We start from the raw sequence: 25135 nt of genomic DNA on the forward strand, positions 1-25135 counted from the left end.
ACGAGGAGCGGCAACGGCTCGCAGGAGGTGACCAGTTCCCGCAGCGGATACCGGGACAGGACCGCGTCGACCTCCGGTGTCAGCGCCGACGCCAGGCGGGCCGAGGCCGAGAGGTTGCCGTCGCCCAGAGCACGCGCCGCCTTCAGGAGCGTCGTCCGGGCCCGGCCCTTCGGTACGCCGTCGGCCGCCCGCTCGTGGAGCCCGGCGCCCTCCTCCAGGACCAGCCCCACGTCGATGCCTGCCGGGATCTTGATCTGCGCGTGCCGGCGCCAGGTGGTGATCGGGTCGCTCCAGGCCTCCACGCGGTACGTCCAGCGGCCCGGCAGGTCCGGGGTGACCTCGGCGCCCCACCGGTCCGTGCCGGGGGCGAGTTCACGCATCGGGCTCCAGGGTCCGCGACGGCCCTTGGGGCCGCGCAGCACGACGTTGGCGGCGACGGCGTCGTGCCCTTCGCCGAACACGGTCGCTGTCACCAGGAACGACTCCCCCGCGACGGCCTTGGCCGGGCGCCTTCCGCCCTCCACCGCGGGCCGCACCTCGCGGACCGGGACACGGCCGATGACAGGGGTCGAACTCATGTGTCTCACCTTCGTCTTGGTGTTCGTGTTGTCCGCCGGGCCCGCCGCCCGGCTCCCGTTCCCGCGCGGGAACAGGGCCACCGCTACCGCGCCGCGGGAGAGGGCCGGACCGCCGGCCGGGCAGCGCGCCGCACGGGCGTGGCCGGCCGGGGACGCCCGTCCTGCTCCTGGAGGTAGGCGGCCAGCGGTGTGTGCAGATAACGCTCCGCCGCGTCTGCGGCCTCGCGCGCGCAACGCTTGCCCATCAGCACGCACAACGTGTAACCCGAGTCCTCGAAGGTGGCCCGCACCGCGCGGTCGGCGGGGGACGCGAGCATGACGCGTTCCCACGCCCGGTACCGCCGCAACTGCCTGGCGACCTCGGTCTTGGCCGGTAGCAGCATGACGCAGTCACCTTTCGGGCTCGATGAATGTTCCACTCATGGTGCACGCGCCGACACCCAGCGTCTTGTTGGATCTTCAATCACCTCGGGAGTGCGCTCGTGTTGCACGAACGGACTAACGCCCGCACTGTGGAGGTGACTCAGAAGCGATCAGCGCTCACCCTCCGCATTTTCGGCCCGTGAGGGCCCGCGGAGCGGGAGCCTCGCCGGTGAGGAGCGAACGACGATGAAGACCGCAGTGCCCTGCTACTACCACCTCGACGTGGACGTCAGTCCGGAGCGCGTCACACAGGTCAACCGCATCCTGGCCGCTCACCTGAAGTACTGGGACCTCGAGAACCTTGTCGATCCCGTCTGCGGCGGCGCCGAGATGCTGCTGAAGGCCATCGACGAGCACGCGACGGACAAGTCCACCTCCATCGAGATGTGGTGGAACGGCCAGCATCTGATCACGGCCATCGGCGGCAACGACCGCGAACTCCGCCCGGACCAGGACCTGCGGGCCTGCCTGGAGCGGATCGCCGCGATGAGCGACGGCTGGGGGTGCTGCGCCACCGACACCGGCAGCAAGGTCATCTGGTTCTCGCAGCGCGCCCGGGCCGGCGAGCGCGTGCCACTGGTGCCCACCGCGCCTGAGCCCAGCCTGCGCGAGGGCCTGAAAGTGCCGCGCGAACTGCCGGTGGCCGCCCTGGCCGCGCCTGCTGACCAGGCGAACGGCGTTCTGGAGGACGCCCGGTGACCTCACGGCCCTACCGGAGGGCAGGGGTGCCCGCCTGGAGCGGCCACCCCTACCCCCTGGGTGCCGACTTCGACGGGAAAGGCACCAACTTCGCGCTGTTCAGCGAGGTCGCCGAGCGCGTGGAACTCGTCCTGGTCGACGACGACGGCAGCCGCCGGACGGTCCCGCTGACCGAGGTCGACGGTTTCGTCTGGCACGGCTATCTGCCCGGGACCGGCCCGGGGCAGCGCTACGGCTACCGCGTGCACGGGCCGTGGGACCCGGCCGCCGGACACCGGTGCAATCCGGCGAAGCTGCTCCTGGACCCCTACGCGCGTGCCGTCGACGGCCAGACCGACAACCACGCCTCCCTCTTCGAGCGCGCCGGGGACCGTCCCGACCCGGCGGACAGCGCCGGGCACACCCTGCTCGGCGTGGTCACCGACCCCGGCTTCGACTGGGGCGACGACGCCCCGCCCCGGCGCTCGTACGCCGATACCGTCATCTACGAGGCCCACGTCCGGGGACTGACCCGGACCCACCCCGACGTCCCGCGCGCCCTGCGCGGCACCTACGCCGGTCTCGCGCACCCGGCGGTCACCGAGCACCTCACCTCGCTGGGTGTGACGGCGATCGAGCTGATGCCGGTCCACCAGTACGTGCAGGACGGCGTGCTGATCGACCGGGGCCTGTCCAACTACTGGGGCTACAACACCATCGGCTTCTTCGCGCCGCACAACGCCTACGCCGCCCAGGGCACCCGGGGGCAACAGGTCACCGAGTTCAAGGAGATGGTGAGGGCGCTGCACGCGGCCGGGCTGGAGGTGATCCTCGACGTCGTCTACAACCACACCGCCGAGGGCAACCAGAAAGGCCCGACCCTCTCCTTCCGCGGCATCGACAACGCCTCCTACTACCGGCTCGTGGACGGCGACTGGTCCCACTACTACGACACCACGGGCACCGGCAACAGCCTGCTCATGCGCCACCCCTACGTCCTCCAGCTCATCATGGACTCACTGCGGTACTGGGTGACGGAGATGCACGTCGACGGCTTCCGCTTCGACCTCGCGGCCACCCTGGCCCGGCAGTTCCACGAGGTGGACCGGCTGTCGGCGTTCTTCGACCTGATCCAGCAGGACCCGGTCATCAGCCGCGTCAAACTGATCGCCGAGCCCTGGGACGTCGGCGAGGGCGGCTACCAGGTGGGCAACTTCCCGCCGCTGTGGTCGGAGTGGAACGGCAAGTACCGCGACGCCGTACGGGACTTCTGGCGCGCCGAGCCGCACTCGCTCGGCGAGTTCGCCTCCCGGCTGACCGGCTCCTCCGACCTGTACGCCCACAGCAGGCGCCGGCCGCGCGCCAGCGTCAACTTCGTGACCGCGCACGACGGGTTCACCCTGCGCGACCTGGTCTCCTACAACGACAAGCACAACCAGGCCAACGGCGAGGGCAACCGGGACGGCGAGAGTCACAACCGCTCCTGGAACTGCGGGGTGGAGGGCCCCACCGACGACCCGGACGTCCTGGAGCTGCGCGCCCGCCAGCAGCGCAACCTCCTCGCCACGCTGCTGCTCTCCCAGGGCATCCCCATGATCAGTCACGGCGACGAACTCGGCCGCACCCAGCGCGGCAACAACAACGCCTACTGCCAGGACAACAAGGTCTCCTGGATCGACTGGCGGCTGACCGACGAGCAACGGGGCCTGACCGCCTTCTGCCGGCGGCTCGTCGCCCTGCGCGCCGCCCACCCCGTGCTGCGCCGGCGCCGTTTCTTCCACGGCGAGACCGTGACCCGTGCCGGGCAGCCGCTGCCGGACCTGGTGTGGCTGCAGCCGGACGCGCGCGAGATGCGTAACCGGGACTGGCAGCGCTCCGACGCCCACAGCGTCGGCGTGTTCCTCAACGGCGACGCCATCGCCGAACCGGACCACCGGGGCCGGCCCGTCATCGACGACTCGTTCCTGCTGCTGTTCAACAGCTACTGGGAACCCGTCGCGTTCCGCCTCCCCGGCGCCGCTTACGGGGAGCGCTGGACGGTGTGCGTCGACACGGCGGACCCCGACGGCGGCCGCGACGAGAGCGAGTACAAGGCCGGCGCGGAGGTCACGGTGGAGTCCCGCAGCCTGATCGTGCTGACCCGACCCCCACGCCGCTCTGAATAGGGGACCGGCCACAAGGCGCCGCGGCCGACCGACGGCGTGAAGCGCGGCCCGACCGGCGGAGGGTCACCGCTGGCGGTGCGAGGTCACCGTGAACTGGGCGCCGTCCGGGTCCCGCAGGATCGCCTCGTCGGCCGTCTCGCGCAGCACGCTGCCGCCGAGCTTCTCGGCGGCCCGTGCGCAGCCCGGCACGTCCGCGACGGCGAAGTGGACCTGCCAGTGCGGCCGGATCGTCGGATCGGGGGCCGCCTCCAGCGCGCCCGACTCGATCCGGGCCACGATGTCGTCCCCGCTGCGCAGCACGACCTCGCCGCTCTCGTAGCGGACCTCGCAGCATCCGGGGCGGTCCGTGGCCCAGTCGAGGATCTCGCCGTAGAAGATCGCGGAGTCGAAGGCGTCGCGGGTGTGGAGCCTGATGAAGGACGGAGCCGCCTGTCGCCACGCCTCCCAGTTGCCCATCAGCTTTCCCTCCCAGACCCCGAAGGTCGCGCCCTCCCGGTCGGCCAGCAGCGCCGCCCGGCCCGGCGGCAGCGAGATCGGCCCCACGGCCACCGTCCCGCCGCGCTCCCGGGTCCGGGAGGCGGCCTCGTCCGCGCTGGGCACGGCGAAGTACGGCGTCCAGGCCACCGCCATCTGCCACATCGCGGCGACGGCCGCTATCCCGGCCACGGGAACGTCGTTGACCAGCGCCGTACGGAAGTGGTCGCCCAGGGTGCCGCGACGCCACCGCCAGCCCAGGACGGCCCCGTAGAACTCCTGGGTGGCCTCCAGATCGCGGCTGGTCAGGCTCACCCAGCAGGGCGCGCCGAACACGGAGTGCGTGGAGAGGGCTTCTTTCGCACCGGGGGTGGAGGACGGCTGATCGTTCATGGTGCTCGCGTTCCTGAGTCGGCCGGCGGCAGGCATGCGGTCTTCCACCAGTGTCCGGCCGTGACCGGCCCGGGCGCCTGCCGAGTGACCCGGTGGCACGATGGAGAGGTGGCACGAGTACCGCACGACCCGGGCGACGAAACGGCCAGGATCTTCGAGCTGCGGAGGGAGGCCGGCCAGCTGAAGGAGGCGGTCGCCTCCCATGCCGTGGTGGACCAGGCGATCGGCGTGATGGTCGCCCTGGGGCGGGTGACGCCGGACGAGGGATGGGTGATCCTGCGCGAGGTCTCGCAGCACACGAACATCAAGCTGCGCAATGTCTGCGAGCCGATCCTCATCTGGGGCCGCAGCGGCGAGATGCCCGGCCGGATCCGGGTGGAGCTCGAGGCCCTCCTGGACCAGCACGGCCCCACCCGGATTCCGGGCGCGCCCCCGTTGGAGTGAGCCGCGGACCGCCGACCGGGCTCCGGGCACTCATTTCGCCTCGGCGACGACCTCCTCGCGCAGCCGGGCGAAGCAGGCACTGAGCAGCCGTGAGACGTGCATCTGCGAGATGCCCAGCTGCTCGGCGATGTGACTCTGGGTCATGCCCTGGAAGAACCGCAGGTAGAGGATGGTCCGTTCACGTTCGGGCAGGGCCCGCAGGGACGGCGCCACGGCGACGCGGTCCACGACGGTGTCGTAGCCGGGATCGGAGCCGCCGAGGGCGTCCGTCAGCGCGTAGCCGTCGGTGCCGGGCATCTCGGCCTCCAGCGACAGCGCGGAGAAGCACTCCAGCGCCTCCATCCCGGCGTTCACCTCGTCCTCGCTCAGCTGCGCGAACGCGGCGATCTCGGCGACGGTCGGGGCCCGTCCCGGTGTGGTCTGGGAGAGTTCCTTCGCGGCGTGCCGCACCCGGTTGCGCAGGTCCTGGACCCGGCGCGGGACGTGCAGCGTCCACATGTGGTCGCGGAAGTGACGCTTGATCTCGCCCGTGATCGTCGGTACCGCGTACGCCTCGAAGGCGCGGCCGCGGTCCGGGTCGTAGTGGTCGACGGCCTTGACCAGACCGAGGGCCGCGACCTGGTAGAGGTCCTCCAGGGCCTCCCCGCGGCCGCGGAAGCGCACGGCGATCCGCTCGGCCATGGGCAGCCAGACCCGGACCAGCTCGTCCCGCAGAGCCTGCCGCTCGGGTCCGTCGGGCAGGCCGGCGAGGCGGGCGAAGGAGTCGGCGGTGTCCGGGGCGTCGTCGTGGGGGTGCTGCTTGCTTCTGACGGTGGTACGCATCTCGCGCGCCTTCCGGAAGAAGGGGTGCCGATGGATGGGACAGGCCCCGTGGGGAAGCGCGCGCTCGGACGGTTCGGCGATCGGCCGGGGCGGCCCGCTCGGCGGGGTCCCACGGACGTGCCTCCGTTCCGAAGCACTTCCCTGCCCATTCCCACTGCTGGTCGTTCTGAAACAGTTGTCCTGATTTATCCGGTCTCCATTCTAGGCTTCACCGTCTTTGTCTTCTCTTTGGGTTATTACCTCTGCTTCAGAGCTAATCTCGGTGATGTGGACGAGGAGACCTTCCCGGAAGAACTCGCCGACGCGCTCGTCGGCATCCAGCGGCTGCTCAGGCGCCGGCTGCGCGCCGGGCTGACGGTCCCCCGGCTGCGAGGCGCCGAGGTCGAGTTGCTGCGGCTCGTCGAGACCCGGCCCGGCATCGGTGTCTCCGAGGCCGCCAAGGAACTGCACCTCGCGGGCAACTCCGTCTCCACCCTGGTCAACCATCTGGTCAGGGACGGCCACCTGGTCCGCGAGACCGACCCCGCCGACCGGCGTGCCGTCCGGCTGCTGCTCACCCAGGCGGCCGAGACCCGGCTGCGGGACTGGAAGCAGCGGCGCGCCGCGCTCGTCCGCCGGCACGTCACCGGACTCGACGCCGCCGACCGGGAGGCCCTGCGCGCCGCCCTCCCGGCGCTGCGCACCCTCGCCGTCAGCCTGCACGGGGAGGCCGAGGAGTCATGAACGCCGCCGTCGCCTGCACATCACTCGCCCACGCCTTCGGGGCCACGAGGGCCGTCGACGGGCTCGACCTGACCGTCGCGGAGGGTGAGGTCTTCGGTCTGCTCGGGCCCAATGGAGCGGGCAAGACCACCGCCATCCGCTGCATCACCACCCTGCTGCCCGTCCCGCCCGGCATGGTCACCGTCTTCGGCCGGGACGCCGCCCACGACCGTATGGCCGTGCGGCGCCTGCTCGGCTACGTTCCCCAGCAGCTGTCCGCCGACCAGAACCTCACCGGCCGGGAGAACGTCGCCCTCTTCGCCCGCGTCTTCGACGTGCCCCGCCGCGAACGCGCCGAACGCGTCGCCCAGGCACTGGACGCCGTCGACCTCACGGACGCCGCCGACCGGCTCGCCGGCACCTACTCCGGGGGCATGGTCCGCCGCCTCGAACTCGCCCAGGCCCTGGTCAGCGCACCCCGGCTGCTGATACTCGACGAGCCGACCATCGGCCTCGACCCGATCGCCCGCACCGGCGTCTGGGAGCACATCACCGCCGTACGCGAGGCCACCGGCATGACCGTCCTGGTGACCACGCACTACATGGACGAGGCCGAGCAGTACTGCGACCGGGTCGGCCTGATGCACCGCGGCCGCATCCGCGCCCTCGGCACCCCGACCGATCTCCGGCGGGGGCTCGGTGCCGGCCGGGGCGTGGCCGCCACCGACCCGCTGCCCACCCTGGAGGACGTCTTCCGGGACGTCGCCGGCAGCGGCCTCGACGACAGTTCAGGAGACTTCCGCGATGTCCGAAGCACCCGCCGCACCGCTCAGCGCGTCGGCTGACCCCGGAATCAGCCTGCTCCTACGGCCGCCCGAGCCGCGCGCGGGCTGGCGGCTGCTTCCCGCCCGGATCGCCGCCCTGTGCGCGGTCGAACTGCAGAAACTGCGCCACGACCGCACCGAGCTGTACACCCGGGCCGTCCAGCCCGCCCTCTGGCTGCTGATCTTCGGCCAGACCTTCACCCGCATCAAGGCGATCCCGACCCACGGCATCCCCTACATCGACTACCTGGCGCCAGGCATCATCGCCCAGTCCGCGATGTTCATCGCCATCTTCTACGGCATCCAGATCATCTGGGAGCGCGACGCCGGCGTCCTCAACAAGCTCCTCGTCACCCCCACCCCGCGCTCGGCGCTGATCACCGGCAAGGCGTTCGCGGCCGGGGTGAAGTCGGTGATCCAGGCGGTCGTGGTTGTGGTCATCGCGGCGCTGCTCGGTGTCGCCCTGACCTGGAACCCGCTGAAACTGCTCGGGGTCGCCGCGATCGTGGTCCTCGGCTCGGCCTTCTTCTCCTGTCTGTCGATGACCATCGCGGGCATCGTCCTCAGCCGCGACCGCCTGATGGGCATCGGCCAGGCGATCACCATGCCGCTGTTCTTCGGCTCCAACGCCCTCTACCCCGTCGACATCATGCCGGGCTGGCTCCAGACCGTCAGCAGGGTCAACCCCCTCAGCTTCGAGGTGGACGCCCTGCGCGGACTCCTCCTCGGCACGCCCGACCATCTCGCCCTCGACTTCGGTGTACTGATTCTGGCCGCCGTGCTCGGCATCACCGCCGCCTCCGCACTGCTCGGCCGGCTCGCCCGCTGATCTTGCCGGCGACGTGATGTGCGGCACGCCCGCGGACCGCCCCGCGACCGCCGCGGGCGGATTCTTCCTGCGCACGGCTTGATCGACGATCAAAAGGGGTGAACCCCCTGGCCACAGCGCATTCTGCTCATTTGACAGTGCGCTGAGCGCACGGATAGGAAGCAGCCCGTAGAAGTCGAGAGGTGGACTGTGTACGAGCCGAACGTGGTCGGGGACTGGCAGGAGTACGACGAGCATGCCGGTCTGCGTGTCCGTGTCCACCGGCTGGAGCAGTCCGAGCCGCCGAGGGGACGCGACGACGCCGCGGAGGGCCTGACGTACTTCCGCCTCCGGGTGACCGTCGAGAACCGGGGTGCCGGACACTCCACGATCCACCTCGAGGACGGGCAGATCGACGTGCGGATCGGACCCGACGGCGAGAGCGCGTTCATCGACTGGCGCAACTCGCAGTTCATCGAGGGCTTCGACGTCTACCCGCTGCGCCGCGCCACCGCCGTCCTCTACGCCGCAGGACCCGAGGCCGCGCTCGGCCAGGTGGACGTGCAGGTCCAGCTGCGCGTGGACGACGAGTGGGCCGAGCGCCGGCTGTGGACCGGCGGCATCGGACTGCAGGAGGGGTCCGCGCCGGCGGGTACGGCCCGGGAGAGCCTGGCCCACCAGATCAGCACCTTCCTGCGGGACCAGGCAGCCGAAGAGGGCACCGCCTGACGCGGTCCGCGTCCCGGTGCCCTCGGTGTTCCCGGCGCCTCAGTGCGGGATGCCGTCGATGATCTCCCGCGCGCCCTGACGCAGCAACGCCACCGCCACGGACGTACCGAGCGTCGCCGGGTCGAGGCGGCCCGCCCACTCGTGCGCGTTGAGCCGGACCTTGCCGTCCGGGGTGAAGACACACGCCCGCAGGGACAGTTCGCCGCTGCGGTCCACCCGTGCGAACCCGGCGATCGGACTGTTGCAGTGGCCCTGGAGCACATGCAGGAACATGCGCTCCGCCGTGGCCTCCCGGTGGGTGGCCGGATCGCCGAGCCCGCTGACGGCGTCGATCAGGTCGGTGTCGCCCTGGCGGCACTGCAGAGCGAGGATGCCCGCGCCGATCGGCGGCATCATCGTCTCCGGCGACAGCACCTCGCTGATCACGTCGGTCCGGCCGATACGTTCCAGGCCGGACACCGCGAGCAGCAGCGCGTCCGCCTCGCCCGCCGCCAGCTTCTCCAGCCGCCGGTTGGCGTTGCCGCGGAACGGCACGCACTCCAGGTGCGGATGCGTCGCGGCCAGCTGGGCGACCCGGCGCACCGAGGAGGTGCCGATCCGGGTGCCGTCCGGCAGCTCGTCGAGGGGGAGACCACCCGGATGGACCAGGGCGTCCCGGATGTCGTCCCGCTTCAGGAAGGCGGCGAACACCGTCCCCGCGGGCAGCGGCCGGTCCGCCGGGACGTCCTTGACGCAGTGCACCGCCAGATCCGCCTCACCGGCCAGCAGCGCGGCGTCGACCTCCTTGGTGAACGCGCCCTTGCCCTCGACCTTCGACAGGTCGCCCATCCACTTGTCGCCGGTCGTCTTCACGGGGACGACCTCGGTGCGCACACCGGGATGCAGGGCGGCCAACTCCGCGCGGACACGCGCCACTTGGGCCAGCGCCATGGGGGAGTCGCGGGAGACGATACGAATCAGTTCCGGGACGGACATGCGGGACACGATAGACCCTCACGGCCACCGCACCGCGCGCCTTCCCCGGTTTCCGCCCGCCGATCAGGGTGTCGGACACCGGCCGAAGGGGTAGAGATCCGCGTCCCGTCCGGCCGCCATGGAAGGCGGACGGGGATCGGCCACGGGCGGAACCCGGGGGCGGCCGGGGTCCTGGGCCGGGACCGATCCCCGCACCGGCGGCTACGCGTTGGGGTCGAAGGCGATCCCCGAGGGCTTCGCCGACGACAGGTGGTTCACGAAGTTGGCGTCCTTCAGGCCGAAGTTGGCGCTGCCGAAGTCGTACGCGCTCAGTTTGTCGCGCAGGCCCGACGGGTAGCCGTTCCAGCCGACCAGCGGCGGGTACTGCCAGGTGTGCTTGTCGTTCTCCGGCGGCTCGTCGTTGGAGTTGCCGAGCCGGAAGCAGTGGGTGCTGATGCCGTCCTTGTGGTAGACGATCTTCGCGTGGGTCCCCTCGAAGCGGACCTCGGACGCGGCGTGCACCGTGAACGAGCCGTGGTTGGACGTCGAGACGTACTGGACCGTGCCGTTCTGCACCCAGATCACGACGTGCTCCCAGTCGTGCCGGTGCCCGCCGATGCTGCTGCCCGCCACCGCCTGGTCCTTCTCGAAGTACAGGCCGTACATGTACGCGCACCAGCCGTTGTTGCACTTGTAGCGCGAGTAACTGTTGGTGTTGTCCAGGTCGGAGGCGTCGTGACAGTCGCCGCTGAGGGAACCGGTCGGCTTCAGACCGCCGTTGACGGTGCCGTCCGGGCCGATGGCGGGGGTGGAGTAACAGCCGTCCGTGTCGTAGTCGAACCCGGGCCGGTACGTCAGTTCCGCCGCCTCGGCGTTCTGGGGCAGCGCCTGGGGAGGAGCGGCGAAGGCGGCCGAGGGGGCGCCGAGCACGAGCGCGGCGGCACCGGCGAGTCCGGTGAGCCATCTCCTGCGGTGGGCTTTGAACGTGGGTGACGACACTGCGTCTCCTTGTGATCCGGGCGCAGCCGAACGGCTGTGGGGGAAAGGGAGGTTCAGCTTCCCCGGTTTGCGCGTACACGCCAAGACTGTGGAGGCGTATCAGTGATGAAGCACAGCCCAATACTTGGTCATCTGGTGCCGTGTCAGGCGGAAGTGTCCGGAAGGTCGGCCGCCGATTCCTCGGGGGTGAGGTCCGGGCGCAGCCGCAGCCACGACGGCTGGCGCAGCAGCCCCGCCCGGGTACGGGTGCTGTAGCGGACCTCGCCGACCAGCCGGGGCACGGCCCAGTGGGCGCCGGAAACCGGCGGTACGGCGTCGAAGGGACAGACGTCGGTCGCCACGGTCCGCAGCAGCGCGGTGAGTTCGGTGCGCTCGGCCTCGCTCCAGCCGGTGCCGACGCTGCCCACGTAGCGCAGTTGGCCCGCGCCGGTCCGCTGGCCGACCAGTACGGCCCCGGGCAGCCCGGTCAACCACCCCCTGCCCGGCGACCAGCCGCCGATCAGCACATCGGCGGTACGCATGTTCCGGATCTTGATCCAGGCCCGGGAGCGGACCCCGGGCTCGTACACCGAGTCCAGCCGCTTGCAGACCAGGCCCTCCAGCCCGTGCGCGCGGGTCGCCTCCAGGGCCTCCCGCCCGTGTCCCACCAGCGCGCCCGGCGTCGACCAGAACGGCCCCTCCAGCCCGAGCGCCTCCAGCAGGGCCCGGCGCTCGGCGTAGGGGAGGCGGAGGAGGGAGCGGCCCTCGAGGTGCAGCACGTCGAACAGCACGAGGTGCACGGGCTGGGCCGCCGCCATCCGCGCCGCCCTGACCGGCGCCCGCACCAGCCCCATCCGTGACTGCAGCAACTGGAAGTCGGCCCGGCCCTGTTCGTCGAGCGCCAGCACCTCCCCGTCCAGCACGGCGGCCGTCGCACCGAGCGCCGCGCCCAGCGGCCGCAGTTCGGGATACGCACCGCTGATGTCCTCACCCGACCGGGCCCGCAGCCCGACACTCCCGTCCCCGGCGAGATACACCACGGCCCGCTGCCCGTCCTGCTTGGTCTCATAGGCCCAGCGCGCCTCCTGGGCGGGCGGGGGGAGGGTGCCGGGGGTGGCGAGCATGGGGGAGATCACGGGGAGGGGCATGGGTGAGTTGTCGACACGCACGCCACCTGCCACGCGCGTCGCCCGGCCGTTTCCCCTGAACGGAGGCGGCGGGGCTCAGTCGCCCGAGAAGCCCGAGCGGTGTCGGGTGTCCGACGGCGGGGGCGCGGCCTGGGCCAGGCCGGACTGGTACGCGATGACGACCAGTTGGGCGCGGTCGCGGGCGCCGAGTTTGGTCATGGCGCGGTGGACGTGGGTGCGGACGGTGAGGGGGCTGACGAAGAGCTTCTCCGCGATCTCCTCGTTGGAGTGGCCCTCGGCCACCCAGGCCATCACCTCCCGCTCGCGCGCGGTCAGCGCGGCGAGGTCGTCGGGGGAGGCGAGGCGGGCGCCCTCGGCGGGGGAGGCGAGGAAGCGGGTGATGAGGGAGCGGGCGGCGAGCGGGGAGAGCAGGGACTCGCCGGCGGCGACCGTGCGGATGCCGTCGAGCAGCGCATCGGCGGTGACGTCCTTGCCGAGGAAGCCGCTCGCACCCGCCCGCAGCGCCCGCGCGACGTACTCGTCGATCTCGAAGGTCGTCAGGATCAGCACACGCGTGCCGGACAGGTCCGGGTCCGCGCAGACGGCGGCGGTGGCGGCCAGGCCGTCGGTGCCCGGCATACGGATGTCCATCAGGACCAGGTCCGGACGGTGGCTGCGGGCGAGAGCGACCGCCTCCGCGCCGTCGGTGGCCTCGGCGACCACCTCCATGTCGTCGCAGGAGTCGATCAGGATCCGGAAGGTGGCCCGCAGCAGGGCCTGGTCGTCGGCGAGGAGCACGCGAATGGTCATGGGGTCCGTTCTCGGAGTGCCGGGGTGTCGGAGTAGAGGGGCAGCCGGGTGGTGACCTGGAAACCGCCCTCGGGACGGTGCCCGGCCTGGAGGGCGCCGCCCACCGACTGGGCCCGCTCGCGCATGCCGATCAGTCCGAAGCCCCGGCTGTCGGCGGCGTCGAAGGGCACGGCGGTGCCGTCGTCGGTGACGGTGATCGTCAGCCGGTCGCGGCCGAACTTCAGCCGCACCTGCGCCGTCCGCGCCGCCGAGTGCTTGGTGACGTTGGTCAGCGCCTCCTGCACGATCCGGTACGCCGTCAGATCCACCCCGGGCGACAGCGGCCGCGGCGTGCCCTCCAGGGCGACCTGCACATCCAGTCCCGCCGAGGCGCAGGTCTCCGTCAGCTCGGACAGCTGTCCGAGGCCGGGGCTCGGGGCGAGGGGCGCGTCGCCCTCCTCCGCCTGGCGCAGCAGGCCCACGGTGGCCTTCAGTTCGCGCAGCGCCGACGCCGTCGTACCGGCGAGGTCGTCGAGGATCCGCTGCACCTGGTCGGGGTGGGTGCGCGCGAGGTGCGCGGCCGTGCCCGCCTGGGCGTTGGCCAGGGCCAGATGGTGGGCGACCACGTCGTGCAGTTCGCGCGCGATGCGCACCCGCTCCTCCACGACCCGGTGCCGCGCCTCCTCCTCGCGGCCGCGCTCGGCGTACTCCGCACGGGCCTGGACGGCCTCCACATAGCGCCGCTGGAGCCGGACGAGGCTGCCGGTGACGACCGGGAACAGCAGCCAGACCGCCGGGCTGATCGTCTTCATCACCCACGGGTGGTCGACCGGGTCCAGGACCAGGGCCGCCGGGACGACCAGCGCGACGGTCGCGAGGTAGCACCGGCGCGTCGTGCGGCGGCGGGCGGTCACCGCCACCCGGTACAGGGCGAGCATCGTCGGCCCCAGCAGGAGCGGGGTGATCAGATGGCCCACCGCGCTGGCGCCCGCCACACAGCACGCGGTCACCGCCACCGTCGTACGGGGTCGGGTGTGCTGCCACAGCAGCAGCGTCCCACAGGCGACGGCCGCGAGGACGATCGTCGGGAGCGCCGCGTTCGGCTGGGCGGAGCGGGGCATGGCGATCTCGCTCCCGCACAGGAAGGCGGCGAACAGCACGGCGGCCGTCATCGTGTCGACGGTACGGGCGTGGTCGTCCGCGTACCGCTGCCAGGGAATGATCATCGGCTTCTCCGGTCGGGGGCTGGTCCCATGGTGGACGAGGCCCGTCGCACGCGACGGGCGGGGGCCGCCCGGCACGAAGGCTCGGGCGGCCCTTCCCCGGAGAGCCGGGGAAACGGTCAGACAGGGGCCGTCTCCCGTTCCGCCGGGGCCGCCTCACGGGTGAGGGACTCGCCCTCCACGTCGACGACGGGCAGCGTCCGGTCGAGCCACTTCGGCAGCCACCAGGCCGCCCCGCCGAGCAGGGCCAGAACCGCCGGCACGAACGCCATGCGCACGACGAACGCGTCGAGCAGCACGGCCGCCGCGAGACCGAAACCGATCATCTTGATCAGGGACTCGTCCGCGGTGATGAACCCGGAGAACACCGCGATCATGATCAGCGCGGCGGCCACCACGACCCTTGCGCTGTGCCGGAAGCCGGTCACCACGGCCTGGGGCGGCCGGTCCCCGTGGACGTAGGCCTCCCGCATCCGGGCGACGAGGAACACCTCGTAGTCCATGGCCAGTCCGAAGACGATCCCCACCAGGAAGATCGGCATCATGTTCATGATCGGCCCGGTCTCCGTGACGCCCAGCAGCGAGGCGCCGTGGCCCTGCTGGAACACCGCGACCACCGAGCCGAGGGCCGCGAGGACCGAGAGCAGGAAGCCGAGGGCGGCCTTCAAAGGCACCAGCACGGACCGGAAGACGACGAGCAGCAGCACGAAGGCCAGGCCGACCACGACCATCAGGTACGGGATCAGCGCCGACTGCACCTTCTCGGAGACGTCGATGTTCACGGCCGTGGTGCCGGTGACCGCGAAGGTCGCCCCGGTGTCCGAGTCGATGCCCGGGCGGTCGTCGCGAATGGCGTTGACCAGGTCCTGCGTCTTCCTGTCGCTGGGACCGGTCGCCGGGGTGGCGGAGAAGACCGCGGTGTCGCCCGCCGGGTTGAAGCGGGCCGGCGAGACGGAGACCACGCCCTTCTCGTCGGCGATCGTCCCGGAGATCACCGTCACCGCCGTCTTCGGGTCGTCGGCGCCCTCGGCGTCCACGACGATCGTCAGCGGCCCGTTGAAGCCCGGCCCGAAGCCCGCCGCGAGCGCGTCGTAGGCCCGGCGCTCCGTGGTGGACGTCGACTTCTGGTCGTCGCCCGGCATGCCGAGCTGCAGGTCCCGCGCCGGAAGGGCGAGAGCGCCCAGGCCCACCACGCTCAGCAGCAGCACGGCCACCGGCCGGCGCAGTACGAACCGCGCCCAGCGGCTGCCGGCGTTGCGTTCGCCGCCGTCCGTGAAGCCGCCCGTGCGGCGCGTGGCCCGGGACAGCACCGCGTTGGGCCAGCAGCCGAGCAGCGCGGGCACCAGCGTCAGCGAGATCAGGACGGCGACCGCGACCGCGCCCGCCGCCGCGAGGCCCATCCTGGTCAGCATCGGGATGCCCACCACCGACAGACCGGCCAGCGCGATCATCACGGTGAGCCCGGCGAAGACGACCGCGGAACCGGCGGTGCCCGCGGCGAGCCCGGCCGCCTCCTGCGGCGCGAGGCCCTTGGCGCGCTCCTCCCGGTAGCGGGAGACGACGAACATCGCGTAGTCGATGCCGACCGCGAGGCCCAGCATGGTCGCCAGCGTGCCGGTGGACTCCGACAGTCCGAAGGTGCTCGCCAGCGCCAGGACCCCGGCCATGCCGATGCCCACGCCGATCACCGCGGTCAGCAGCGGCAGCCCGGCGGCGGCCAGCGATCCGAACGTGACCAGCAGCACCACCGAGGCGATCCCGATGCCGATCACCTCACCGGTCCCGCCCGCCGCCGGCTGCGTCGCCAGCGCCGTACCGCCCACCTCGACCGTCAGCCCCGAGTCCCGCACCCGGTCGACGGCGGCCCGCAGATGGTCCTTGCCGGCGTCGGTGAGGTCGTCGGCCTTCTCCTTGAAGGACACCGTCGAGTACGCGGTGGAACCGTCCGCGCTCACCGCCTTCGCGCCGAAGGGGTCCGTCGCGCTCGCCACCTGCGAGCCGTCGGCCGCCTCCGCGACGAACGCCTCGATCGCCTCGCGGTGCCCGGCGGCGGTGACCTTCTGCCCGTCCGGTGCGACGAACACGACCCGTGCGGACGCCCCGTCCGAGTTCGTCCCCGGGAAGCGCCGCTCCAACAGGTCGAACGCCTTCTGGGACTCGATCCCGGGCATCGAGTTGCCCGGGTCCTCGACGGCGGGCGCGGCGGCGGCGGCCGCGCCGGCACCGGCCAGCACCGCCACCCAGAGCAGGATCGCCAGCCATCGTCGGCGGAAGGCCAGCCGGCCCAGTCGAGAGAGAAATACGGCCATGGAACGGAGGTCTCCCCATCTGATCTCGAGTACCGCCCCAGGCTCCCGGCCGCCCCACCCCCGCGTCGTCGTGCGGCTGCCGACAATCGGCCGTACTGAGAACGCAGTACGGCGCACCGCACCCGTCGTCCCCCAGGGGTACGGTCACCACACGCACGGCAGCTCCACCTCCACCACCGTCGGCCCGCCCACGGGACTGCTCACCCGTACGGTCCCGTCGAGAGCGGCCACCCGGCGCCGCATCCCGAGCAGCCCCGACCCGGCGCTCTCGTCCGCGCCCCCGCACCCCTCGTCCCGCACCCGGACGCTCACTCCGGTCCGGGAGCGGGCCAGCAGGACCTCCGCCCGGTCGGACCCGCTGTACTTGGCGGCGTTGGTGAGCGCCTCCGCGACCACGAAGTAGGCGGCCGCCTCCACCGCCGCCGGCGCCCGCGCCCCGTCCTCCAGATCGTCCGCCTGTACGCTCACCCGCAGACCGCTGCTCGCCGCCAGCGCCCGTACGGCCCCCGCCAGCCCCCGGTCGGTGAGGATCGGCGGATGAATGGCGCGGACCACGTGCCGCAGCTCCGTCAGCGCCTCCTCGGCCTGGTCCTGCGCGTCGGCGAGCAGCTTGCGGGCGGTGTCCGGGTCTGCGCCGTACGCCCGCTGGGCCAGCCCGATGCGCATCGACAGGGCGACGAGGCGAGCCTGGGCACCGTCGTGCAGGTCCCGCTCGATGCGCCGCAGTTCGGCGCCGTGCGCGGCGACCGCGTCCGCCCGGGTCGCGGTGAGCTGCTCGACCCGCCTGGCCAGCAGCGCCTTGGGGGAGGGCCGCAGCAGCGCGGCCGACCAGCCCGCCTCCACATCGGCCAGCCGCACGATCAACGGCAGGACGAGCGCCTCGCGGCCCAGCAGCCCGCTCCACACCCCGTCGACGACGAGTCCCACCGGCCACAGCGGCAGCATCAGCAAGGTCAGCCAGCCGTAGGCGTAGTACGCGGCCATCCAGCGGACATCGGTGAGGGTGCCGGGATCGCGTACGGCCGTCCGCAGCCGCTCGCGCACCGGACCGGTGACCGGCGCGTACGCCTCCGGGATCGGCCGGCCGGTCCAGGAGGCCGTCAACCGCCGTTTGGCCCCGGCGATCCGCCGGATCAGCAGCACGGTCTCGGGCAGCAGCCAGATCCCGACCATCGTGACCGCGCCCGTGGCGGTGATCAGCAGGACGGTGATGAAGAGATACGACCCGAAGGCCAGGGCGGCGGCCAGCACGAGGTGGGCCGTGGCCCGCGCCGTCTGTCGCAGGGTCGCGCGCATGGAGTGCCGTTCCCGGGGTGAAGAGGGGGCAAAGGGGCACCGGCCGCCGGGGAACACCCGGCGGCCGTCTGTCGTGCTCGGTCGTCCGTCTGTCGTGCTCAGTCCTCCAGCGTGACGACGACCTTCTCCGCCGCGCCCGGCGTCAGTGCCAGTTCGAAGGCACGGTCGACCTCGGAGAACGGCACACGGTGGCTGATCAGCCGGGCGAACCGCTCCTGGTGCTCGACCAGTTCGGGTGTCACCTCGAAGATCTCGGTCGGATAGCCCTGGGAGGCGATCAGCGTCAGCTCGCTGCGGAGCATGCCGCCCAGGTCGATCTCGGAGCCCTTCTTCTGCACCGCCACCATCACCAGCTTCGCGCCCCACTTGGCGGAGTTCACCACGGTGTTGAAGACGGCGGCCACACCGGCCGCGTCGACGAAGACGTCGGTGCCCGGCCTGGGCTGGCCGAGCGCGTTGGCGCTCTGTCCGTGCAGCTCGGTCAGGCGCGCGGCCACGTCCTCCTGCGCGGAGTCGACGACGGCGTCCGCACCCACGGCCAGTGCCTTCTCCAGCCGGGACGGGATGACGTCGACGACGACCACGTGCTCCACCCCACGCAGCTTCAGCCAGATCGCCGCGCCCAGACCGATCGGCCCGGCGCCGAACACGACCACCTTGTCACCGGGCTTGGCCTCGGAGCGGTTGACGGCGTGCCGGGACACCGCCATCGGCTCGTTGAGCGAGGCCACGTCGAAGGGCACGGTGTCCGGGAAGACGGCGACGCTCCTGCCGACCTCGGCGTTCTCGATCAGCAGGAACTCGCTCATCCCGCCGTACCTGCCGCCGCAGCCGATGATGCCGGTGGGCGCGTCCTGCGGGTTGACGACCACCCGGTCGCCGATGTTCAGGCCCTCCACCTCGGCGCCGAGTTCCACGATCTCACCGGCCGGCTCATGGCCGAGCGCCACCGGGACCGGTTCGCCGCCCAGGTGGGCGCGGGCGGGGATGCCGCCCATGTGCAGGAACGTGACATCGGTGCCGCAGATGCCGCAGGCGCGGATCCGGACCAGGGCGTCCCTGGGGCCGGGCACCGGCCGCTCGGCGTCGACGACCTCGACCTTGTCGACTCCGCCGGTCTGGACGGACTTCATGGTGCTCATGGGGGAGACCTCTCCGGGTTTCGGTTGTTCGGTCATCGGTGGGACGGTCGGGCGCCGAGAGTCTTCAGGACGGCGTTCGCCATGCCCTGCTCGCCACGCTCGTTGGGGTGGACCGGGGCGGCCGGGGCGCGCGGTACGAGGGGCTCGATCCAGCGCACTTCCCGGCCGGCGCAGGCATCGCGTCCGACGGAGGGCGTGTACGTGTCCACGTAGCCGACGCCCGCCTCGCCGGCCCGCTTCCGCAGCATCGCGTTGAGCTGCCGCTCCTTCTCGTGCAGGTACGTGATGTCACCGGCGGCGAGGCCCATCTCGCCGCCGCACCCGGTGGTGCGCTGCGGCAGGATCGCCGGGTAGCCGACGACGTACACCCGCGCCTCGGGCGCCCGCCGCCCGACCTCGGCGAGGGCCTTCGCCAGCCGCTCGTCCGCCGTGTCGATCCGCCGCCGGATCTCGTCGGTGCCGCCGGAGACGTACCGGTCGCGGCAGGGCGCGTCCCCGGCGGCCGTCCTCTCCCCCTTCAGGCTCTTCAGCGCGAAGGTGAGCACATCCGACTTCACGCAGGTCCGCACCAGCGAGGCGAAGCCGATGTCGTTGCCGCCCATGCCGAGGGTGACCAGCCGGGTCCGCCCGTCGAGGGCGGACAGCTGCGCGGGGTTCGTGCCCCGATCCGTGGACTGCGGCCCGCTCAGGTCCGCCAGGGTCGCCCCACTGCAGCTGACGTCGCGGAAGTCCCCGGGGGACAGGTTCAGGCGGCGGGCGACCAGCGCCGGGTAGTTGCGGTCGGAGCGGTCGCAGCCGGCGGGGGTGCCGGCCCGGTCCGGGATGTCCGGACCGGCGGTGTAGGAGTCGCCCAGAGCGACGTACGGGCCGCGCGGCGCGGGTCCGGTCGCGTCGTCGTGCCGGCCGATCACGATCGCGGTGGTGAGGACACTGCAGGTGAGCGCCCCGGCCAGCGCGGCTCGTACAGGGGTCTTCATGGGCGGGGTCCTGTCTGTCGTCCCGGTGGCTCCAGGCCGGTGGAGGTGTCCCCGGGCCCGGTGCCGACATGGGGGAGTGAGTCGGCAGCCGGGCCCGGGGACCGCGCCGATCCCGTCCCCACGGGTTCGGCGCCTGGGAGCCGCCTCCGCTCGGGGGGCTCCGGTCGGTACGGCCGCGCCCAAACGGGAGGGACGGCCGGGTGCTCGCGGTGGTGGTCTCTGACGACCGGCCACCGGCTTGCTTGAGTTAGGCAAACACATATGGATTACTTGAGTCAAGCAAGCGACGAGATTTACTTGAGTTAGGCAAGCAGAAAGGTAGGGTGTCACCCATGTCCCCCTCACCGCCCGCAGTGCCCCCCGCCTCGCCCGCAGCGGTCGAGATCGAGCGGGCCCTCACCCGTGTCGCCTATCTGAGCGCCGGCGCCCGCCGGCACGACTGGCTGGCCTCCCTGGCGGGCGTACCGCTCGACCGGGCCGCCGTCGCGATGCTCCGCCGGATCGCCGAGCACGACCCGCTGCGCCCGGGGGAGCTCGCCCAGGTGCTCGCCGTACAGGCCTCCCACGTCACCCGCCAGGTGCAGCGGCTCCAGCGGGCCGGGTACGTCACCCGGACACCGGACCCCGACGACCCCCGCGCCCGGCGCATCCTTCTCACCCCGCTCGGCGAGGAGGCCGTGGCGAGGCTCGGGGACGCGGGCGCACGCGGCATGCAGCTGGTCCTCGCGGACTGGTCGCCGGCCGAACTGCGGCTGCTGGCCCGTCTGGTGTGCCGTATGGCGGACGTCCTGCGGGCGGATCCGGCCGACATCGTCGACGCCGCCGGTTCCGGCGGGAAAGGGCACACATCCTGATGCGGGCACCACGACCCTCACGACGCGACGGACGCCGTGCCGTCGGCCCCGCCCACCCGTCGGGCGGAGCCGACCCCACCGGGCCGTTATCCCGCCCGAGCCCCCCGCCGACGGTCTCGTCCCCGCACGGCATCCCGGCCGACAGGCCGTCGCTCGCCCGCGGCGCCGGGCAGCACGTCCTGGTCCTCGCCGGCGAGCCGGACACCGCCGAACTGCTCGCCACGACCCTGGAGCTGGCCGGCTACCGGATCCGCCTCGCGGACTCCGCCGCGGACGCGCTGGCCCGGCTCGACGCCGACCGCTTCGACCTGCTGGTCGTCGACACCGCCCTGCCCGACCTGGTGGGCATGGCCCGCGCCGGCCGCCCGGTGATCGCCCACCGGCCGCCGGTCCTCTACCTGGCCCCGTACGACTCCCTCGGCAGCCTCCTGCCCGAACTCGGTCTGGGGGAGGGGGACTACGTCACCAAGCCGTTCCGGGTGGCCGAGGTCCTCGCCCGGATGCAGGTGCTCCTGCGTGGCACCGCCCCCGGCCGCCCCGGCCACTCCCCGCGCTACGACGACCTGGTCCTCGACGACACGCTGTGCCAGGCCTGGCGCGGCCCCCGTGCCCTCGAACTCACCCCCGCCGAGTACCGCCTGCTCCGCCACCTCCTGGTCAACGCGCACCGGGTGCTGTCCAAGGAGCAGATCAGCCGGTACGTGTGGGGCGACTTCCGCGGCGACAACGCGATCGAGCAGCTCGTCTCCCGTCTGCGGCGCAAGGTGGACCGCGACGCCCCGGCGCTGATCCACACGCGCCGGGGCTTCGGGTACTGGCTGGGGGACGCGGAGGGGCACGGCTGACAACGACTTCCTCTCACCGTGGGCGCGTTGTCGAGGTGATCCGGGTCACGTCAGGCTTATGTCAGGGAACTGACCGCAACGTGTCAGCCCCCTCTGTTTGCATGCGTCCACCGAGGCCTCGTCCCCCTGTTCGCATGCACTGGTCGAGGCGTCCCCCTCCCCCCACCACCAAGGAGAGCCATGGCCGACACCCTGACCGGCCCGGTGCCCGAAACCCCGGACCCCCTCCCCGAGTTCCCGATGCCGAGGGCGGCCCGCTGCCCGTTCGATCCGCCGCCCGCCCTCAAGGAGCTCCAGGAACGGGCGCCGCTGACGAAGGTGCGCCTCTGGGACGGCAGTGAACCGTGGCTCGTGACCCGCCACGCCGACCAGCGCGCCCTTCTCGGTGACCCCCGGGTCAGCGCGGACACCGACACCCCCGGCTACCCGCCCAAGGCCGACGGCGGGGGCGACAGCAAGTTCGGGTTCATCATGCTGGACGACCCGGAGCACGCCCGGCTGCGCCGGATGGTGACGGCGCCCTTCGCCATCAAGCGGGTGGAAGCCCTGCGCCCCGTCGTGCAGAACATCGTGGACGGCCTCGTCGACGAGCTGCTGGCCGGCCCCAAGCCGGTGGATCTGGTGGAGGCGTTCGCGCTCCCCATCCCCTCGCTGGTGATATGTGAACTGCTCGGCGTGCCCTACGACGACCACGCGTTCTTCCAGGACAACACCAAGACCATGGTCCACCGGGACGCCACCCCCGAACAACGCCGACAGGCGAGCGGGGAAATCGCCGTCTACCTCGGCGGGCTCATCGGCAAGCGGCTCGCCGATCCGCAGGACGACCTGCTGTCCGGCATCGCCGGACGCGTCCGCGCCGGTGAGATCGACCACCGGCAGGCGACCGAGATGGCGCTGCTGCTGCTCTTCGCCGGTCACGAGACCACCGCGAACATGATCGCGCTGGGCACTCTCGCCCTGCTCCAGAACCCCGACCAGCTGGCACTCCTGCGGGACACCGACGACCCCAAGCTCGTCGTGTCCGCCGTCGAGGAGCTGCTGCGCTACCTGAACATCACCCATCTGGGACGGCGCCGCGCGGTCACCGCGGACATCGAGATCGGCGGGCAGGTGATCAGGGCCGGCGAGGGCTTGATCATGGTCAACGAGATCGCCAACCGCGACCCGGAGGTCTTCCCCGACCCCGACCGGCTCGACATCACCCGTGACGCCCGTCGCCATGTCGCGTTCAGCTTCGGCGTCCACCAGTGCCTCGGCCAGCCGTTGGCCCGCATGGAGCTCCAGGTCGTCTACGGCACCCTCTACCGGCGCATCCCGACCCTGAGGCTCGCCGGCTCGCTCGACGAGGTCCGCTTCAAGGACGACGCCTTCATCTACGGCGTCCACTCCCTGCCGGTCACCTGGTGACGGTTCCCCGTCCCGCGCGGCACGACCACAACCGAACGTGAAGAAGGGGAATCCCATGACCTCCCACAAGGTGGAGCTGGAAGCCGACAAATGCGTCGCCTCGGGGCAGTGCGTGGTCGCCGCCATGCAGGTCTTCGACCAGGACGACGACGGCATCGCGATCCTGCTGGAGGAGCAGCCCGCTCCGGAACTCCTCGACGACGTCCGCGAGGCCGTCGCCGTCTGCCCGGCCGCCGCGATCCGACTGGTCGAGCAGTGAACCGGATCGTGGTCGTCGGAGCCTCGGCCGCCGGACTCGCGGCGGTCGAGACGCTCCGCCGCGAAGGCTACGAGGGCACCCTCACCCTCGTCGGCGACGAACCCCACCTCCCGTACGACCGCCCGCCGCTGTCCAAGCAGCTCCTCGCCTCGGAATGGGAGGAGGACCGCCTCCGGCTGCGCCGCCCCGAGGACCTGGCCGCCCTCGACCTCGACCTGCGGCTCGGCGCCGCCGCGTCCGGCCTGGACGTGGCGGGGCAGCGGCTCCGGCTGGCCGACGGCTGCGAACTGCCGTACGACGGGCTGGTCCTGGCCACGGGGGTGCGTCCGCGCCGGCTGCCCGGCGAGGGGGCGCACGTCCTGCGCACCCTGGAGGACGCGCTCACTCTGCGGGAGCGGCTGCAGCCGGGGCTTCGTCTGGTCGTCGTCGGCGCCGGCTTCCTCGGCGCGGAGGCGGCGGCCGTGGCCTGGCGGCTGGGGGCGCGGGTCACCCTGCTGGAACCGGCGGCGGTGCCGCTGGCACACGCCGTCGGCGAGGACGTCGGACGGGTGCTGTCGCAGGCCCACCGCGACCGGGGCGTCGACCTGCGCTGCGGGGTCACCGTCACCGAGGTGACCGAGGACGGCGTGCTGCTCGGCGACGGAGAGGTCGTGGAGGCCGAGGAGGTGCTCGTCGCGGTCGGATCGGTGCCCAACACCGACTGGCTGGCCGGGAGCGGGCTGACGGTGGGTGACGGTGTGGTCTGCGACGAGCACCTGGAGGCCGCCCGGGGCGTGTACGCCGCCGGGGACGTGGCCCGCTGGTACAACCCGCTGTTCGGCACGACGATGCGGATCGAGCACCGCACCAACGCGGCCGAGCAGGGCATGGCCGCCGCCCGCAACCTGCTCGCCGCCCCGCACGCGCGCAGGTCGTTCGCGCCGGTGCCGTACTTCTGGTCGGACCAGTACGACATGAAGATCCAGGCGTACGGCTTCCTGCGCGGCCACGACGAGGTGGCCGTCGTCGACGGCGACCTCGCCGAACGCCGGTTCGTGGCCGCGTACCGCACGGGCGACCGGGTGACGGGGGCGCTCGCGGTCGGCATGCCGCCGAAGGCGATCCGCCTGTGGCGGCAGGCGATCGCGGCCGGCGCGGCCTGGGGGGAGAGCGTGCGCGTACCGGCGTGACGGAGAGAGGGCGAGGGACGGGCCCCGGCAGGCGGTGCGAGCCTGCCGGGGTCCCTGCTCTTCCCGGGCGTCATCCCTGGGGAGTAGATGTGGGTAAACGCACGCAGTAACTTACTTGAGTTACGCAACAAGATGGTAAAGTGGGTCGCATGTCCACCGAACCGCTCCCCCTGCCCGCCGTCGCCTCCCCGGAAGTGATCGAGATCGAGCGCGCGCTCACCCGCATCACCTATCTGAGCACCCGCGCCCGCCAGCACGACCGGCTGATGGCGATGGCCGGCGTTCCCCTGGACCGCGCCGCCGTGGCGCTGCTGCGACAGGTCGCCGACTCCGAGCCGCTGCGGCCGGGGGAGCTGGCCCAGCGCCTCGGCGTGGAGGCCTCCCATGTGACCCGTACGGTGCAGCAGCTGCAGAAGGCGGGATACGTCACCCGCGTCCCCGACCCCGACGACGGCCGGGCCCAGCGGATCCAGCTCACCGACGCCGGACGCGAGGCCGTCGACCGGGTCCGGGACGCGGGCGCCCGCGGCATGCAGCTCGCCCTGTCCGACTGGTCCCCAAAGGAGCTGGGCCAGCTCGCCTCGCTGTTCCATCGCATGGTCGACGACTTCCTCTCCTACACCGTCGACGAGGAGAGCGAGCAGCCGACGCTCAGCGCCTGATCCCCTCGCCGTCCCTTCCGTCGCGAATTCGGCACGACCTTGCCCGCCTGCGCGTTCATCGACGTCTTCCGGCGGTCCTGCGGGTACACGCCTGGCCGGCA

General features: G+C 72.2%; 26 protein-coding genes. 13 read left to right on the plus strand and 13 right to left on the minus strand.

The features are described from left to right. Nucleotides 1-578: maltotransferase domain-containing protein (locus ACIBVL_RS42190; protein WP_399106410.1), on the minus strand; the 578-nt coding region annotated here is incomplete at its 3' end. A gap of 83 nt (nt 579-661) precedes the next feature. Continuing rightward, the gene (locus tag ACIBVL_RS42195; protein ID WP_399106412.1) at nt 662-961 is read right to left on the minus strand and encodes a DUF5133 domain-containing protein; all 300 of its coding nucleotides are present in this window, start codon (nt 959-961) and stop codon (nt 662-664) included. 226 nt (nt 962-1187) lie between these two features. Here ACIBVL_RS42195 and ACIBVL_RS42200 point away from each other — a divergent pair, with 226 nt between their 5' ends. Next, nucleotides 1188-1700 (plus strand): pep a2, encoded by a 513-nt coding sequence (locus ACIBVL_RS42200; RefSeq protein WP_399106414.1) that lies wholly within the window; start codon nt 1188-1190, stop codon nt 1698-1700. Further along, nucleotides 1697-3844 carry a glycogen debranching protein GlgX gene (glgX, locus tag ACIBVL_RS42205; protein WP_399106416.1) on the plus strand — a complete coding sequence of 716 codons (2148 nt, stop codon included), beginning with the start codon at nt 1697-1699 and terminating at the stop codon, nt 3842-3844. The genes ACIBVL_RS42200 and glgX overlap by 4 nt, the downstream gene beginning before the upstream one ends. Before the next feature lie 63 nt (nt 3845-3907). Here the strand turns inward: glgX and ACIBVL_RS42210 are convergent, their stop codons facing one another. After that, nucleotides 3908-4711, minus strand: coding sequence for a VOC family protein (locus tag ACIBVL_RS42210; RefSeq protein ID WP_399106418.1), 804 nt, complete (start codon nt 4709-4711; stop codon nt 3908-3910). 108 nt (nt 4712-4819) lie between these two features. Here ACIBVL_RS42210 and ACIBVL_RS42215 point away from each other — a divergent pair, with 108 nt between their 5' ends. After that, nucleotides 4820-5155 (plus strand): ANTAR domain-containing protein, encoded by a 336-nt coding sequence (locus ACIBVL_RS42215; RefSeq protein ID WP_399106420.1) that lies wholly within the window; start codon nt 4820-4822, stop codon nt 5153-5155. A gap of 30 nt (nt 5156-5185) precedes the next feature. Here the strand turns inward: ACIBVL_RS42215 and ACIBVL_RS42220 are convergent, their stop codons facing one another. Beyond that, entirely contained in the window at nt 5186-5977 is a 792-nt protein-coding gene (locus ACIBVL_RS42220) for an RNA polymerase sigma factor SigF (protein WP_399106422.1), read from the minus strand. Nucleotides 5978-6244: 267 nt separating this feature from the next. Between ACIBVL_RS42220 and ACIBVL_RS42225 the strand changes: the two genes are divergently transcribed. The 4 genes from ACIBVL_RS42225 (at nt 6245) to ACIBVL_RS42240 (ending at nt 9040) form a co-directional block, all read left to right on the plus strand. Beyond that, nucleotides 6245-6700 (plus strand): MarR family winged helix-turn-helix transcriptional regulator, encoded by a 456-nt coding sequence (locus ACIBVL_RS42225; protein ID WP_399106424.1) that lies wholly within the window; start codon nt 6245-6247, stop codon nt 6698-6700. Beyond that, nucleotides 6697-7524, plus strand: a complete 828-nt coding sequence (locus ACIBVL_RS42230) for an ABC transporter ATP-binding protein (protein ID WP_399106426.1) — start codon at nt 6697-6699, stop codon at nt 7522-7524. Before ACIBVL_RS42225 ends, ACIBVL_RS42230 begins: the two co-directional genes overlap by 4 nt. Then, on the plus strand, nt 7484-8332 hold the full coding sequence (locus ACIBVL_RS42235) for an ABC transporter permease (protein ID WP_399106428.1): 849 nt from the start codon (nt 7484-7486) through the stop codon (nt 8330-8332). Before ACIBVL_RS42230 ends, ACIBVL_RS42235 begins: the two co-directional genes overlap by 41 nt. A 189-nt stretch (nt 8333-8521) precedes the next feature. Further along, nucleotides 8522-9040 carry a hypothetical protein gene (locus ACIBVL_RS42240; protein ID WP_399106430.1) on the plus strand — a complete coding sequence of 173 codons (519 nt, stop codon included), beginning with the start codon at nt 8522-8524 and terminating at the stop codon, nt 9038-9040. Between the two features lie 39 nt (nt 9041-9079). Here the strand turns inward: ACIBVL_RS42240 and hemC are convergent, their stop codons facing one another. From hemC to ACIBVL_RS42285, 9 genes are all read right to left on the minus strand, one after another. Beyond that, complete coding sequence (gene hemC / locus ACIBVL_RS42245; RefSeq protein WP_399106432.1) at nt 9080-10015, minus strand: hydroxymethylbilane synthase; 936 nt, start codon at nt 10013-10015, stop codon at nt 9080-9082. 201 nt (nt 10016-10216) lie between these two features. Then, complete coding sequence (locus tag ACIBVL_RS42250; RefSeq protein WP_399106434.1) at nt 10217-10993, minus strand: NPP1 family protein; 777 nt, start codon at nt 10991-10993, stop codon at nt 10217-10219. 143 nt (nt 10994-11136) lie between these two features. Next, entirely contained in the window at nt 11137-12120 is a 984-nt protein-coding gene (locus tag ACIBVL_RS42255; RefSeq protein WP_399106436.1) for an ATP-dependent DNA ligase, read from the minus strand. Between the two features lie 75 nt (nt 12121-12195). Further along, the gene (locus ACIBVL_RS42260) at nt 12196-12909 is read right to left on the minus strand and encodes a response regulator (RefSeq protein ID WP_399106438.1); all 714 of its coding nucleotides are present in this window, start codon (nt 12907-12909) and stop codon (nt 12196-12198) included. Further along, the gene (locus ACIBVL_RS42265) at nt 12906-14114 is read right to left on the minus strand and encodes a sensor histidine kinase (protein WP_399106440.1); all 1209 of its coding nucleotides are present in this window, start codon (nt 14112-14114) and stop codon (nt 12906-12908) included. The genes ACIBVL_RS42260 and ACIBVL_RS42265 overlap by 4 nt, the downstream gene beginning before the upstream one ends. 116 nt (nt 14115-14230) lie before the next feature. Continuing rightward, nucleotides 14231-16420, minus strand: a complete 2190-nt coding sequence (locus ACIBVL_RS42270; RefSeq protein WP_399106442.1) for an MMPL family transporter — start codon at nt 16418-16420, stop codon at nt 14231-14233. Between the two features lie 144 nt (nt 16421-16564). Further along, on the minus strand, nt 16565-17716 hold the full coding sequence (locus tag ACIBVL_RS42275) for a histidine kinase (protein WP_399106444.1): 1152 nt from the start codon (nt 17714-17716) through the stop codon (nt 16565-16567). Between the two features lie 98 nt (nt 17717-17814). After that, nucleotides 17815-18858 carry a zinc-binding dehydrogenase gene (locus tag ACIBVL_RS42280; RefSeq protein WP_399106446.1) on the minus strand — a complete coding sequence of 348 codons (1044 nt, stop codon included), beginning with the start codon at nt 18856-18858 and terminating at the stop codon, nt 17815-17817. A gap of 32 nt (nt 18859-18890) precedes the next feature. After that, nucleotides 18891-19835, minus strand: coding sequence for an SGNH/GDSL hydrolase family protein (locus tag ACIBVL_RS42285; RefSeq protein ID WP_399106448.1), 945 nt, complete (start codon nt 19833-19835; stop codon nt 18891-18893). A 332-nt stretch (nt 19836-20167) separates the two neighbouring features. Between ACIBVL_RS42285 and ACIBVL_RS42290 the strand changes: the two genes are divergently transcribed. The 6 genes from ACIBVL_RS42290 (at nt 20168) to ACIBVL_RS42315 (ending at nt 25034) form a co-directional block, all read left to right on the plus strand. Continuing rightward, nucleotides 20168-20689, plus strand: coding sequence for a MarR family winged helix-turn-helix transcriptional regulator (locus ACIBVL_RS42290; protein ID WP_399106450.1), 522 nt, complete (start codon nt 20168-20170; stop codon nt 20687-20689). Next, the gene (locus tag ACIBVL_RS42295; RefSeq protein ID WP_399106452.1) at nt 20689-21534 is read left to right on the plus strand and encodes a response regulator transcription factor; all 846 of its coding nucleotides are present in this window, start codon (nt 20689-20691) and stop codon (nt 21532-21534) included. The genes ACIBVL_RS42290 and ACIBVL_RS42295 overlap by 1 nt, the downstream gene beginning before the upstream one ends. 180 nt (nt 21535-21714) lie before the next feature. Beyond that, the gene (locus ACIBVL_RS42300; RefSeq protein ID WP_399106454.1) at nt 21715-22944 is read left to right on the plus strand and encodes a cytochrome P450; all 1230 of its coding nucleotides are present in this window, start codon (nt 21715-21717) and stop codon (nt 22942-22944) included. Between the two features lie 55 nt (nt 22945-22999). Continuing rightward, nucleotides 23000-23203 carry a ferredoxin gene (locus tag ACIBVL_RS42305; RefSeq protein ID WP_399106456.1) on the plus strand — a complete coding sequence of 68 codons (204 nt, stop codon included), beginning with the start codon at nt 23000-23002 and terminating at the stop codon, nt 23201-23203. Next, a complete protein-coding gene (locus ACIBVL_RS42310) occupies nt 23200-24372 on the plus strand; it encodes an NAD(P)/FAD-dependent oxidoreductase (RefSeq protein WP_399106458.1) in 1173 nt (390 codons plus the stop codon). Before ACIBVL_RS42305 ends, ACIBVL_RS42310 begins: the two co-directional genes overlap by 4 nt. A 149-nt stretch (nt 24373-24521) precedes the next feature. Then, nucleotides 24522-25034: a MarR family winged helix-turn-helix transcriptional regulator gene (locus ACIBVL_RS42315; protein ID WP_399106460.1), complete on the plus strand. Its 513-nt coding sequence runs from the start codon at nt 24522-24524 to the stop codon at nt 25032-25034. Nucleotides 25035-25135 lie beyond the last annotated feature (101 nt).

The sequence above is a fragment of the Streptomyces sp. NPDC049687 genome (assembly GCF_044465285.1).
Lineage (GTDB): Bacteria > Actinomycetota > Actinomycetes > Streptomycetales > Streptomycetaceae > Streptomyces.

Excerpts from the sequence above, each read along its gene's own strand:
- ACIBVL_RS42195 (WP_399106412.1), bottom strand. The coding sequence starts at position 961 with ATGCTGCTACCGGCCAAGACCGAGGTCGCCAGGCAGTTGCGGCGGTAC.
- ACIBVL_RS42200 (WP_399106414.1), top strand. The coding sequence starts at position 1,188 with ATGAAGACCGCAGTGCCCTGCTACTACCACCTCGACGTGGACGTCAGT.
- ACIBVL_RS42210 (WP_399106418.1), bottom strand. The coding sequence starts at position 4,711 with ATGAACGATCAGCCGTCCTCCACCCCCGGTGCGAAAGAAGCCCTCTCC.
- ACIBVL_RS42220 (WP_399106422.1), bottom strand. The coding sequence starts at position 5,977 with ATGCGTACCACCGTCAGAAGCAAGCAGCACCCCCACGACGACGCCCCG.
- ACIBVL_RS42230 (WP_399106426.1), top strand. The coding sequence starts at position 6,697 with ATGAACGCCGCCGTCGCCTGCACATCACTCGCCCACGCCTTCGGGGCC.
- ACIBVL_RS42235 (WP_399106428.1), top strand. The coding sequence starts at position 7,484 with ATGTCCGAAGCACCCGCCGCACCGCTCAGCGCGTCGGCTGACCCCGGA.
- hemC (WP_399106432.1), bottom strand. The coding sequence starts at position 10,015 with ATGTCCGTCCCGGAACTGATTCGTATCGTCTCCCGCGACTCCCCCATG.
- ACIBVL_RS42255 (WP_399106436.1), bottom strand. The coding sequence starts at position 12,120 with ATGCCCCTCCCCGTGATCTCCCCCATGCTCGCCACCCCCGGCACCCTC.
- ACIBVL_RS42260 (WP_399106438.1), bottom strand. The coding sequence starts at position 12,909 with ATGACCATTCGCGTGCTCCTCGCCGACGACCAGGCCCTGCTGCGGGCC.
- ACIBVL_RS42265 (WP_399106440.1), bottom strand. The coding sequence starts at position 14,114 with ATGATCATTCCCTGGCAGCGGTACGCGGACGACCACGCCCGTACCGTC.
- ACIBVL_RS42270 (WP_399106442.1), bottom strand. The coding sequence starts at position 16,420 with ATGGCCGTATTTCTCTCTCGACTGGGCCGGCTGGCCTTCCGCCGACGA.
- ACIBVL_RS42275 (WP_399106444.1), bottom strand. The coding sequence starts at position 17,716 with ATGCGCGCGACCCTGCGACAGACGGCGCGGGCCACGGCCCACCTCGTG.
- ACIBVL_RS42280 (WP_399106446.1), bottom strand. The coding sequence starts at position 18,858 with ATGAGCACCATGAAGTCCGTCCAGACCGGCGGAGTCGACAAGGTCGAG.
- ACIBVL_RS42285 (WP_399106448.1), bottom strand. The coding sequence starts at position 19,835 with ATGAAGACCCCTGTACGAGCCGCGCTGGCCGGGGCGCTCACCTGCAGT.
- ACIBVL_RS42290 (WP_399106450.1), top strand. The coding sequence starts at position 20,168 with ATGTCCCCCTCACCGCCCGCAGTGCCCCCCGCCTCGCCCGCAGCGGTC.
- ACIBVL_RS42295 (WP_399106452.1), top strand. The coding sequence starts at position 20,689 with ATGCGGGCACCACGACCCTCACGACGCGACGGACGCCGTGCCGTCGGC.
- ACIBVL_RS42300 (WP_399106454.1), top strand. The coding sequence starts at position 21,715 with ATGGCCGACACCCTGACCGGCCCGGTGCCCGAAACCCCGGACCCCCTC.
- ACIBVL_RS42305 (WP_399106456.1), top strand. The coding sequence starts at position 23,000 with ATGACCTCCCACAAGGTGGAGCTGGAAGCCGACAAATGCGTCGCCTCG.
- ACIBVL_RS42315 (WP_399106460.1), top strand. The coding sequence starts at position 24,522 with ATGTCCACCGAACCGCTCCCCCTGCCCGCCGTCGCCTCCCCGGAAGTG.